Source organism: Pseudomonas sp. NFPP12, from assembly GCF_900103205.1.
Taxonomy (GTDB): domain Bacteria; phylum Pseudomonadota; class Gammaproteobacteria; order Pseudomonadales; family Pseudomonadaceae; genus Aquipseudomonas; species Aquipseudomonas protegens.
Map to the genome: position 1 here is coordinate 185,005 of NZ_FMWW01000008.1, position 12,079 is coordinate 197,083.

Here is a 12,079-nt window from a genome sequence, read left to right on the forward strand (position 1 = left end):
GGGCGAGTCCTGCGGCCTCGTGCCCAGCCTACGGCAGCGGCTACAGGACGGCAGGCCGTTACAGCTCGGCCGCCAGACGCGAACCCTGGTTGATGGCGCGCTTGGCGTCCAGTTCGGCGGCCACATCGGCACCACCGATCAGGTGCACGTTCTGCCCTGCCGCCACCAGGCCGTCCTGCAGTTCACGCAGCGGATCCTGGCCGGCACAGATGACGATGTTGTCCACCGGCAGCACCTGGGGTTCGCCGTCCTCACCGATACGGATATGCAAGCCGGCATCGTCGATCTTCAGGTACTCGACGCTGTTGAGCATCTGCACCTGCTTGTTCTTCAGACCGGTGCGATGGATCCAGCCGGTGGTCTTGCCCAGGCCGTCGCCGACCTTGGTCTTCTTGCGCTGCAAGAGGAACACCTGCCGCGCTGGTGCATGGGGCTCGGGCTTGATCCCGGCCACGCCGCCACGGGCCTGGAGCTGGGTGTCGATGCCCCATTCCTTCCAGAACGCCTGGCGATCCTGGCTGGTGGCCACACCCTGGTGCACGAGGAATTCGGAAACATCGAAACCGATGCCGCCGGCACCGATCACCGCCACGCTCTTGCCCACCGGCTTGCGCTCCAGCAGCACGTCCAGGTAACTGAGGACCTTGGCGTGCTCCACCCCGGGAATCGCCGGCACGCGAGGGGCAATGCCGGTGGCCAGGATGATTTCGTCAAAGCCGCCGGCCACCAGTTGCTGCACATCGACGCGGGTGTTGAGGCACAGCTCGACATGGCTGGTCTGCAACTTGCGCTTGAAGTAGCGCAGGGTCTCGAAGAACTCTTCCTTGCCCGGCACTCGCTTGGCGATGTTGAACTGGCCGCCGATCTCGCTGGCGGAATCGAACAGGGTCACCTGATGCCCACGCTCGGCAGCCACGGTAGCGGCGGACAGGCCCGCCGGGCCGGCACCGACCACGGCGATCTTCTTGATCTGCTTGACCGGCAGGTAGTTCAGCTCGGTCTCGTGGCAGGCGCGCGGGTTGACCAGGCAACTGGTGAGCTTGCCGCCGAACGTGTGGTCCAGGCACGCCTGGTTGCAGCCGATGCAGGTATTGATTTCGTCAGCGCGGCCTTCGGCGGCCTTGTTGACGAAGTCCGGGTCGGCCAGGAATGGCCGCGCCATGGAGACCATGTCGGCATCGCCCTCGGCGAGGATCTGCTCGGCGACTTCCGGGGTGTTGATGCGGTTGGTGGTGATCAGCGGAATGCTCACCGAACCCCGCAGCTTGGCCGTCACCTTGCTGAATGCGGCACGCGGCACCTTGGTGGCGATGGTGGGGATCCGCGCTTCATGCCAGCCGATCCCGGTGTTGATCAGGGTGGCGCCGGCCTGCTCGATGGCCTGGGCCAGTTGCACGATCTCTTCCCAGGTGCTGCCGCCTTCCACCAGGTCGAGCATCGACAGGCGGAAGATGATGATGAAGTTCGGGCCCACCGCCTCACGTACCCGACGGACGATTTCCACCGGCAGGCGCATGCGGTTTTCATAACTGCCGCCCCAACGATCGGTGCGGTGGTTGGTGTGGGCGGCCAGGAACTGGTTAATGAAATAACCTTCCGAGCCCATGATCTCGACACCGTCGTATTCGGCCTTCTGGGCCAGGGTCGAGCAAGTGACGAAATCGCGGATCTGCTTCTCGATGCCTTCCTCGTCCAGCTCCTTGGGCTTGAACGGGTTGATCGGTGCCTGGATGGCGCTGGGAGCCACCTGCTTGGGGCTGTAGGCATAACGCCCGGCATGAAGGATCTGCATGCAGATCTTGCCGCCGGCCTCGTGCACCGCACGGGTCACGATCTGGTGCTTGAGTGCCTCTTCTTCGGTGGTCAGCTTGGCGGCGCCGGAATACACCCCGCCCTCATCGTTGGGGCCGATGCCGCCGGTGACCATCAGGCCCACGCCGCCCCGGGCACGCTCGGCAAAGTACGCCGCCATGCGCTCGAAGCCGCCGGGCTTTTCTTCCAGACCGGTGTGCATCGACCCCATCAGGGTGCGGTTGCGCAGGGTGGTGAAACCCAGGTCGAGGGGGGCCAGCAAATGCGGGTAAGGTGCTCCAGCCATGGTGTCACTCCAGATCGGGCAATCACGGAAAAATGCGGAAGCTCTGCGGCTTCCATCAGTAGTGCTGCACAGACTAAGAGCAGAACATCGGGCACTCAATGACCGTAACTGACAACTTAATGATCAGAACGTACACCCTTTTTCCATCCCCCCTTCCTCTTAAAGTGCCGCGTAGGCCAGCGCGGCCAGTTGCTGCGGGCGGGGATCGATCATGGTGTGCCGGCCCGAGGTGGTGGTGACAAAGCCGAAGCTCACCTCGCGCTCGGGGTCGGCAAAACTGATCGGGCCGCCCAGGCCGATATGACCGAAAGTCTCGGGCCCCATGCCGAGGGAGGCAGCCGGATCAGCCGGTTGCTCCATCATGCAGCCCAGGCCATAGCGCATGGGGCGTCGCCAGATGCGATCCATGTCATTGCTGTGCTCGCGGGTGAACTCACTCAACAGATCGGGCCCGATCAGGCGGCCCCCCAGCAATGCGCTGTAAAAGCCGGCCAGGCCATGGGCGGTGCTGTGGCCGTTGACCCCCGGCTGCCGATAGGCCCACCAGCGGGGGTCGCAGGTGCGCCGGGGCACCATGCCCGGGTTGGTAAAGGCCAGGGTCGCGACATGCTCCGGCTCGGCAATGATCACCTTGCGCAGGTCCTCCGAGTAGTAGTCGCCCACCCGCCCCTCGGCGGCATCGAAATGCGCGATACGCTCAAAATCCTGTTCCTCGACCCCCAGGTAAACCTCCAGGTCATGGGGCCGGGTGATCCGCTCGTGGATGAAGGTGCAAGGCTCTCGACCGTCGACCCGGCGAATCAATTCACCGATGACCCAGCCAAAGATAGTGGTGGCATACCCCAACCCGGTTCCTGGCTGCCACCACAATGGCTCGGCAGCCAGGATCTCAACCATGTGCTCCCAGTCATACATCATGGCGTTGTGATTGGGCCCGCGCAGCGCCGGTATGCCGGAGGTGTGGGTCATGACCTGGCGCACGGTGACCCGCCCCTTGCCGCCCTGGGCAAACTCGGGCCAGTAGCGGGCCACCGGCGCGTCGAGCTCCAGCTTGCCCTCCTCCACCAGCATCAGGGCAGCCACTGCGGCCAAGGGCTTGATGGTGCAGAAGGTATTGGCCAGGGTGCCGTGGTGCCACGGCTTGTTGCCCTCCAGGTCCGCCACGCCGGCCCACAGGTCGACCACGGTCTGGCCGCCGACCTGCACACAGAGCCCGGCACCGCGCTCCTGGGGATCATCGAACATTGCCTCGAAGGCGTGCAGCACGGCTTCGAAACCCTTCGCACATGTTCCTTGCGCTTCCATTCTCAAAACTCCCATCCATCGTCATGCCGCCCTGGCGAGAGTCGGCCAGGGTCAGCATGAGTTAAAAACCGAAACCAAGAGGCCGGTTGCATTCGTCAATGGCAATGCAAACCTGTGATAACAAGAACAATAAAGGTGCAAAAGACCTTCAGCCTCTGGACTGAAAGTGGACCGTATCCAACTTGAAACGATTTGCGCGCTTGTAGGTACCGAAGTCATTGAAACGAACTCCGGCCTTCGCCATGACTTCATGGGCATAGGGCGCCGTCATCTGTCGAAGATAAAAAGGATCTTTCACGACAAAATGATGAATACTGTGAGTACTGCCAAAGTTGAAACAGAACAACTGGAACGGCCACAGCAGCCAATGGTTCATTACTTGGGTTTGTTGTAGAGCATTGCGTGGCACAACATCACCGTAATAATGCATATTGGAACTGATGAAATACAGGCAGAATTGTCGAATCATATTCGGCGCAACAACAATGACCACTGCACAATCAATCACGTTCATCACTTGCAGCACTAACGGCGAACTTGGTGGCGGCACTCCTGCCAGGCCGCCCAGCCAGGTAGACAAGTGATAACCCAGGAACACATACCAGCTGCCCCAGTACAGGAGCCCGAAGGGGGTATTGAGGCGAATGATCCTGGCCAGCAGTTTCATTTTCTGCCGCCAGCCCGGCGCGCAGACCGCATTCACAAAGCCGAACAGGAAGCCATCCATCAGCTTCAGCAGCCTGAGAATGCCCCAGGGGTTGCCGCTGGTGGTGATCCAGGCCTCGACATCGGTGGCGGTTCCGGATTCCTTGTGATGATGAAAGTGCAGGCCGCGCCTGAGCCAGGGGCTGGGCATTCCCGGGCGCGTCAGCCAGCACAGCAGCATCATGAAGTTATGGGCCAGAGGCTGTTTCCGGAAATACAGACGGTGAATCAGGTCATGTTCAAGTTCATGAATGATCGAGGTCGACAGCGCGTTTACCAAGATGCACAACCACGCGGGCATGATGCCCTTCACATACAACACACCAGTCACCACCATAACTGTCACCGAAACAGCCATGGCACTTGCACCCAGGGCGTTCTGATAGTTCAGGACAGGATAGCGTCTGCGTAGTTCGTTACCATGCTCGGTAATTTGGCGGGTGACTTCTTCGATCTTTTGCTGGTCAGTTACGGAGCGACCGCAATCAAGTTCCTTTTCTATGGAGTTCATCACTTCATCCTTTGAAGAAAATGAGTGGAGGCGAACTTCAATAGAAAGACATACTTCGATAGCAAAACAACCAATTGGGCCGAAACGGCGGCTACAACTGATAAGTGGCCCCTTGGACCGCTGGTTTTTTTAACAACTGTTATGAATGACCCAGCAGTCCACTTTGGAACTGTTAGTTCGCCACTACTGAACCTCTTCGGATAAGTCCCGAAGAACTTTCAAGATTGCTTCATTGTCGAACAACCCATCAACGTGCAAAACCTCAAACTTCGACGAAAGTAGGGGCAACTGCACTAAACCTGACGCGCTCGACGCAGGACCGCAGCACCCTGCCAGCCCTCTCCCCCCTGAGGCGACATCGCAGGCGCAGCCCAGGGAAAAGCCCGAAACGCCACGGAAAAAGACCCATTTCATGCAAAAAACCGCTCTAACACACTGTTTTCCTGTACCTTTGGCCCAAATATCCGAGAAATGTCACGATCCAGCACACGGCCGCTGACTGTTTTCCCATGCGCAAACTTCTCTACATCACCCTCACCCTGGCCCTGCTTGCCGCCATCACCAGCTACGCCATCTGGACTCGTGATCGTCCAGGTGCGCACTACCTGTCGGACCTGCGTATCCAGCTCGCGGTGGACCAGGGTGTGCCTGCCGACCACGGCAACCTGCTGGCAATCCAGCCCGAGCTGTTCCCCACCGACTACCAGAGCATCGAGCGCCTGCATCGCAAGCTTGCGGCCTACATGCAGCAAGCCCGTGACAAGGGCCTGGTCAATGACAAAACCATCGTCGTGCTGCCCGAGCATGTCGGCACCTGGCTGATGGTCAGTGGTGAAAAGAATGAGCTGTATCAGGCCACCTCTCTGAAAGAGGCAATGAACTGGCTGGCGGTGAGCAACCCGCTGCCGTTTCTCAAGGCGCTGATCAGCGCCAGGGGTGACAGCCGCCTGGACGATGCGTACCTGCGCATGAAGGCCAAGAGGATGGCTCGGGACTATCAGTCGCTGTTCGGCGGCCTGGCCAAGGAGTTTCATGTGACCCTGGTGGCCGGCAGCATCATTCTTCCAGAACCCAGTGTCAGCCAGGGCAACCTGCAGATCGGCAGCGGCGCCCTGTACAACAGCAGCCTGGTGTTTGGCAGCGATGGCCTGCCCATGGGCCAGCCCCAGCGGCAGATCTACCCGACCTACGCCGAAAGCGGCTACGTGAAGGGCGATGCCGACAAAGCGCTGGAGGTTATCGACACCCCGGCCGGGCGCCTCGGTGTGCTGATCGGCAGCGACAGCTGGTACCCCGACAACTACCGCAAGCTCAATGACCAGCACGCCCAACTGGTGGCGGTCCCGGCCTTTGTCATGGGCCGTGATGGCTGGGACAAACCCTGGCGCGGATACAAGAGCATCGCCACCCCCAGCGAAGTCAGCCTCAAGCCCGAGGAAGTCAGCGAGGGGGAGGCCTGGCATCGCCTGACACTGACTGCGCGTGCACCCAGCAGCCTGGCCAGCGCCGGGGTCAGCGTGTTCCTGCGCGGCCAGTTCTGGGACCAACGCAGCAGTGGCCAGAGTTTCATCAACAGCAACGGCCAGACCTTTGCCGACGACGGCAACCGCGGCGCCCGCCTGCTGAACATCTGGTTGTAGGCCAATGAAAAACCCACCGATGCGCCTGGGCGACTTGTCGGTGGGCTTCGTCCATAGCCTGGTGGACGCGGTCCTCAGCTACGGGCAGGACCCCACCCCCCTGCTGGAACAGTACGCCCTGGACGCCGCGCGCCTGGGCGAAGCCGGAGCGCGGCTGTCAATCCCGCGCTACATGCGCCTGGGCCACGGGGCGATCCAACTGACCGGAGACCCGGCCCTGGGCTTGCGCATGGGCCGCCTGAGCCGGCTGAGCCAGGCCGGCCTGGCCGGAGTGACCGCAGCCCAGGCCCCCACCGTGCGCGAAGCCGCCCGCTGCCTGACCCGCTTCGAAGCTCTGTATGGCTCCAACTATCGCGGCCAGTCGAGCTTTCACGAGGATGCCAGCGGCGCCTGGTTGTGCTTCTACTCCATCAGCCCGTACAACGCCTACAACCGCTTCGTGGTGGACTCGATCATCTCCGGCTGGCTGCAGCAGTTGTCCAGCGTCGCCAACCAGGCGATCCACGCCGAACAGATCGATATCGAATTCCAGCGCCCGGACTACCACGAGGCCTATGCGGTACTCGGCCCCACGCCTATCCAGTTCGGCGCCGAACAGAACCAGCTGCGCCTGAGCCAGGCCAGCCTGGGCCTGCGCAACCCGCAGCATTGCCCGAGCACCTGGCGGCATCTGGTGCAGTTGTGCGAGAGAGAACTGGAACAACTGACCCGCACCCGCAGCCTGCGCGAACGCATCATTCAGATGCTGGGGCCGTTGCTCAATGGCGGCCGCGAGCCGGACCTGGAAGAAGTGGCGATGCGCCTGAAGCTGCCGACCTGGACCCTGCGGCGCAAGCTGGCGGAAGAAGGGACGCAGTTCCGGGCGATTCTCAATGACACCCGCCGCGACCTGGCCATGACCTACATTCGCGATACTGAACTGGCGTTCGGGGAGATTGCCTATCTGCTGGGCTTTGCCTCAGCCGAGGCGTTTCAACGGGCCTTCAAGCGCTGGAATGGCCAGACCCCCGGGGATTATCGCCGCAGCCACCGACAATTCGGCTAGAGAAACGGTAAAAAAAACGCCACCGGCGTTACAGCTCGGTGGCGTCTTCTGCAGGTTCCAGAGGATCCAGCTCGAAAGCCTGATACTCCAGCAGTTCCTCTTGGTATTCGTCCATGGCGGACTCCTTTTTCCGTTGTTGAAAGACCTTGTTCAATAGCCCTGTGCCTAATGACCACCGGGATCAGCATAAAGTGCCGGGATGACAGAAAAAATACTACCCCCCAGGTCAGGATTTCTATCATTAAAACGTAACAGGCCGTGAGGAATTTAACCTTCGAACACAGATGCAATTGCAACGATTGCAATTGCAATCATATTTACCAATCCGTTAGGGTAGCCGCTCTCCCCCCTTGCGGACGGCGCCGAGCATGAACCCATCCTCACTTTTCCCCACTCGCCACAAGGCCCTCGCGCAACAGGCGGCCCAGGCCTGCCTGGACCTGCTCAGGAGCGCCCGCCCCCCTGGCGGTTCACCACTCAACACCGTGCTGGAGATGGCCAATACCCTGGAGCTGGACCGGCGCACCGCACGCCAGTCCTTTGTGGTGCGCAGCCACAGCGCACCACAAAGGAGTACCCGGATCAGCGCCTGGCCATTGTGGTTCTCCACCGACAGCGCGGAAAAACCCCTGCTCTATCTGCACCGCTGCAGTTCTTCGGCGCAGTTGTGCGCGGTCAGCGCCGAGACCGCGGCGCGGGGCATCCTGTGCAACGACAGTGAGACCCAAACCTCCCCATGGCCCAAGGGTGCCGACCCGTCACTGGCGTTGTGGCTGGCCCACAACCCGCACTGCCTGCCATTCGACCCGGCCACTGGCGCAGAGGCCGAGGCGATTGTCCTGGAGGCCCTGCAACGCCTGTATATCGAAGGCCAGCCAGGCTTCTACTACCTGGCCCTGCATGACCATGAGCTGCAACTGGAACTGACGCCCGAGCAACGGCAAGCCGCATTGCAGGGCATGTACAAAGTGACGGACACCACTGCCCACCCAGCGGCGGGGCGCGTGCGCCTGCTGGGCGCCGGCCGGGCGTTTGCTCAGGTCAGGGCCGCGGCGGATCTGCTGCAGCGTGATTGGAAGGTGGCCAGCCAGCTCTGGAGTTGCCCCAGCTACACCCGCCTGGCGAGGGAAGCGGCTGCGGCGCAGCATTGGAATCGCCTGCATCCTGGGCAGGAGAAGCGCGGCTCACACCTGCAGCGCTGCCTGGCGGATGACTCGGCGCCCGTGATTGCAGTGACTGGCTACGGCCAGGCGGTGGCCGAACAGCTACGCCCTCACCTCAAGGCCGAGCTGGTGGCCCTGGGCACCGACTCCTTCGATGCCGCCCGCGACCCGCGACGCGGCCGCTGCCCCGAGGCACGCTGGATCGCCGTGCTGGCACTCAAGAGCCTGGCAGACGCTGGGCAATTGCCCATGCAATGCGTGGAACAGGCCATGGCGACCTATGGCCTGCCCTGACGGTGCCAGGCTCAGCCCCTGGAGCCAGTGTCGCCACCGTTGGCCGCCGCCCGGGCCAGGGTCGCGGTGCGCTCCAGGGCATCGGCAAAGGCGTGTTTCTGCTCGCTGTCCAGTTGCGAGAGAAACAGCTCGGCCACTGTCGCCTCGTAGATTTTCCACATCTTCTTGCGCAGCTTTCGCCCTTCGTCGGTGATGCTGACAAAGGCCGCGCGACCATCGCCCTCACAGCGCGAGCGCTGCACCAGGCCGTCTTTTTCCAGGCGGTCCACCAGGCGTGTGAGGTTGTAGCGCTCGATGGCCAGCACATCGGCCAATTCGTGCATGCGCCGGGTACCTTCGGTGCCGCTTTCCAGGCCCCAGAGGGCGTCGTACCAGGCATACGCCGGCAAGCCGGCCTGGGCCAGGCGGCGCTCGATTTCGCGAATCACCGTCCGGTGAGCCCTGACAAAACGGAACCAGACATCGGGCTCTTTTGAAGACATGCCACACCATCCGAAGGTTTGAAGAAGGGTTGCAATAGTAGCGCATGCCGGGATAGATTCGGCCATGTAGTTGCAATTGCAATTACTTTTCCCGGCGCCGAATACCTTCCGATTCCACAAGAATCCACGCGCTGGAACCCCGCCCAACACGGAGCCAGGTATGACCCAGAACAACAGTGCAACCCTCGATAACGATCCCCAGGAAACCCGCGAGTGGCTCGACTCTCTGGAGTCGGTGCTGACGGTGGAAGGTCGCCCGCGGGCCCATTACCTGATCGACCAGTTGCTGGATTTCGACGTGGCACGCCACGGTGACTTCCATGGCCGGGTGACCACGCCCTATATCAACACCATTGCCCCCGATCGGCAGCTGCCCTACCCCGGCGACCTGGAGACCGAGCGCAAGCTCAACGCGATGATCCGCTGGAACGCCATGGCCATGGTGCTGCGCGCCGGCAAGCATTCGGGCGTGGGCGGCCACATCGCCACCTATGCTTCGGCAGCCGTGCTCTACGACGTGGGTTTCGATCATTTCTTCCGCGGCCGCAGCGACAGCTTCGACGGTGACATGGTGTACATCCAGGGCCACTCCTCCCCTGGCATCTACGGCCGCGCCTACCTGGAAGGCCGGATCAGCGCCGCCCAGCTCGACAACTTCCGCCGCGAGGCCGACGGCCAGGGCATTTCCTCCTATCCGCACCCCAGGCTGATGCCGGACTTCTGGCAGTTCCCCACTGTATCCATGGGCCTGGGGCCGATCACCGCGGCCTATCAGGCGCGTTTCATGCGCTACCTGGAGCTGCGCGGGCTCAAGCAGCACCAGGGGCGCAAGGTCTGGGCCTTCCTCGGCGACGGCGAAATGGACCAGCCCGAATCCCTGGCGGCGATTTCCCTGGCCGGGCGGGAGAAACTCGACAACCTGATCTTCGTCGTCAACTGCAACCTGCAACGCCTCGATGGCCCGGTACGGGGCAACGCCAAGGTCATCCAGGAGTTCGAAAGCCTGTACCGCGCCGCCGGCTGGAACGTGATCAAGGTGATCTGGGGCAGCGGCTGGGACGCGCTGCTGGAGAAGGACCGCAGCGGCCTGCTGCGCCAGCGCATGATGGAGTGCGTGGATGGCGACTATCAGAACTACAAGTCGCAGAACGGCGCCTATGTGCGCGAGCATTTCTTCGGCAAGTACCCGCAATTGCTGGAGCTGGTGGCCGACCTCTCGGACGAGCAGATCTGGAAGCTCTCCCGGGGCGGCCACGACCCGCTCAAGGTCTACAACGCCTATGCCGCCGCAGTACGCCACAGCGGCCGGCCCACGGTGATCCTGGCGAAAACCGTCAAGGGCTTCGGCATGGGCGAGGCCGGCGAAGGCCAGAACATCAACCACCAGTTGAAGAAGATGGGGGCCGAGGCAGTGAAGGCCTTCCGTGATCGCTTCGAACTGCCGGTCAGCGATGAGCAACTGGCTGAAATGCCCTACCTCAAGCCCACGGCGGACAGCACGGAAGGCCGTTACTTCGCAGCCTGTCGCAGCCGCCTGGGGGGCTATGTGCCGGCTCGCTACAACGACTGCGCACCGCTGCAGATCCCGGCCCTGGAAGCCTTCGCCACCCAGCTCAAGGACACCGGCGACCGGGCGATCTCCACCACCATGGCCTTCGTGCGCATCCTCGGCACCCTGCTCAAGGACCCGCAGATCGGCAAGCGGGTGGTGCCGATCGTGCCTGACGAGTCGCGCACCTTCGGCATGGAAAGCCTGTTCCGCCAGATCGGCATCCACTCGGCGGTGGGCCAGCTCTATACCCCACAGGATGCCGGGCAACTGAGCTACTACAAGGAGAGCAAGGACGGCCAGATCATGCAGGAGGGCCTGAACGAATCCGGGGCGATTTCCTCATGGATCGCCGCCAGTACCTCCTACAGCAACCACCAGGTCATGACCCTGCCCTTCTACATCTTCTATTCGATGTTCGGCTTCCAAAGGATCGGTGACCTGGCCTGGGCCGCCGGCGATGCGCGGGCCCGGGGCTTCCTGCTGGGCGCCACGTCCGGGCGCACCACGCTGATGGGCGAAGGCCTGCAGCACGACGACGGCCACAGCCATATCCTCGCCTCGGTGATCCCCTGCTGCATCTCCTACGACCCGACCTTCGCCTATGAACTGGCGGTAATCATCCATGAAGGCATGCAGCGCATGTATGTGCAGCAGGAGGATGTGTATTACTACATCACCCTGCTCAACGAAAACTACCCGCAACCGGCCATGCCCGAAGGTGCTCGCGAAGGCATTCTCAAGGGCTTGTACCGCTTCAGCTCAAGCACCGCCCAGGGCGCCAAAGCCCCGCGGGTGCAACTGATGGGCAGCGGCTCGATCCTGCGCGAGGTGATCGCCGCCGGGCAGCTGCTGGAGAAGGACTTCGGGGTGCAGAGCGACATCTGGAGTGCCACCAGCCTCACCGAACTGCGCCGCCAGGGCCTGGCGGCGGAGCGCTGGAACCTGCTGCATCCGCAGCAGCCTCGGCGAGCGGCCTATGTCGAGCAATGCCTGGAAGGCCATCAAGGCCCGCTGGTGGTGGCCACCGACTACATGAAACTGTTCGCCGACCAGATCCGCCCCTTCGTCGAGGGTCGGCGCTTCGTCGCCCTGGGCACCGACGGCTTCGGCCAGTCCGATACCCGGGAAAACCTGCGGCAGTTGTTCGAGGTGGACCGGCATTTCATCGCCCTGGCGGCGTTGAAAGCCCTGGCCGATGACGGGGAGATACCCTACAGCCAGGTCGGCGAAGCCTTGAGCCGCTATCGGATCGACGCTGAAAAAGTCGACCCGAGCTCGGTCTAG

The 12,079-nt window shown here is 62.3% G+C and carries 9 protein-coding genes; 4 read left to right on the forward strand and 5 right to left on the reverse strand.

What is annotated here, in order from left to right:
• Positions 1-58: 58 nt before the first annotated feature.
• The 3 genes from BLS75_RS30155 to BLS75_RS30165 form a co-directional block, all read right to left on the reverse strand.
• Complete coding sequence (locus BLS75_RS30155) at positions 59-2,098, reverse strand: NADPH-dependent 2,4-dienoyl-CoA reductase (protein ID WP_072452674.1); 2,040 nt, start codon at positions 2,096-2,098, stop codon at positions 59-61.
• Between the two features lie 159 nt (positions 2,099-2,257).
• The gene (locus tag BLS75_RS30160) at positions 2,258-3,403 is read right to left on the reverse strand and encodes an EstA family serine hydrolase (RefSeq protein ID WP_011062257.1); all 1,146 of its coding nucleotides are present in this window, start codon (positions 3,401-3,403) and stop codon (positions 2,258-2,260) included.
• Between the two features lie 148 nt (positions 3,404-3,551).
• Positions 3,552-4,619 (reverse strand): fatty acid desaturase, encoded by a 1,068-nt coding sequence (locus tag BLS75_RS30165; RefSeq protein WP_065363212.1) that lies wholly within the window; start codon positions 4,617-4,619, stop codon positions 3,552-3,554.
• Positions 4,620-5,128: 509 nt separating this feature from the next.
• Here BLS75_RS30165 and BLS75_RS30170 point away from each other — a divergent pair.
• Together BLS75_RS30170 and BLS75_RS30175 are read left to right on the forward strand one after the other, a co-directional pair.
• Complete coding sequence (locus BLS75_RS30170) at positions 5,129-6,259, forward strand: carbon-nitrogen hydrolase family protein (RefSeq protein WP_015636340.1); 1,131 nt, start codon at positions 5,129-5,131, stop codon at positions 6,257-6,259.
• 4 nt (positions 6,260-6,263) lie between these two features.
• The gene (locus BLS75_RS30175) at positions 6,264-7,304 is read left to right on the forward strand and encodes an AraC family transcriptional regulator (protein WP_072452673.1); all 1,041 of its coding nucleotides are present in this window, start codon (positions 6,264-6,266) and stop codon (positions 7,302-7,304) included.
• Positions 7,305-7,332: 28 nt separating this feature from the next.
• Here BLS75_RS30175 and BLS75_RS32770 read toward each other — a convergent pair whose 3' ends face one another.
• Positions 7,333-7,458, reverse strand: a complete 126-nt coding sequence (locus BLS75_RS32770) for a hypothetical protein (protein ID WP_011062261.1) — start codon at positions 7,456-7,458, stop codon at positions 7,333-7,335.
• A 214-nt stretch (positions 7,459-7,672) separates the two neighbouring features.
• On the opposite strand from BLS75_RS32770, the gene BLS75_RS30180 reads away from it, so the two are divergent.
• Positions 7,673-8,761, forward strand: a complete 1,089-nt coding sequence (locus BLS75_RS30180) for a transketolase-like TK C-terminal-containing protein (protein ID WP_072452671.1) — start codon at positions 7,673-7,675, stop codon at positions 8,759-8,761.
• 11 nt (positions 8,762-8,772) lie between these two features.
• On the opposite strand, the gene BLS75_RS30185 is transcribed toward BLS75_RS30180, so the two are convergent.
• Positions 8,773-9,243 (reverse strand): MarR family winged helix-turn-helix transcriptional regulator, encoded by a 471-nt coding sequence (locus BLS75_RS30185; RefSeq protein ID WP_072452669.1) that lies wholly within the window; start codon positions 9,241-9,243, stop codon positions 8,773-8,775.
• A gap of 160 nt (positions 9,244-9,403) precedes the next feature.
• Between BLS75_RS30185 and aceE the strand changes: the two genes are divergently transcribed.
• A complete protein-coding gene (gene aceE / locus BLS75_RS30190) occupies positions 9,404-12,079 on the forward strand; it encodes a pyruvate dehydrogenase (acetyl-transferring), homodimeric type (RefSeq protein ID WP_065363210.1) in 2,676 nt (891 codons plus the stop codon).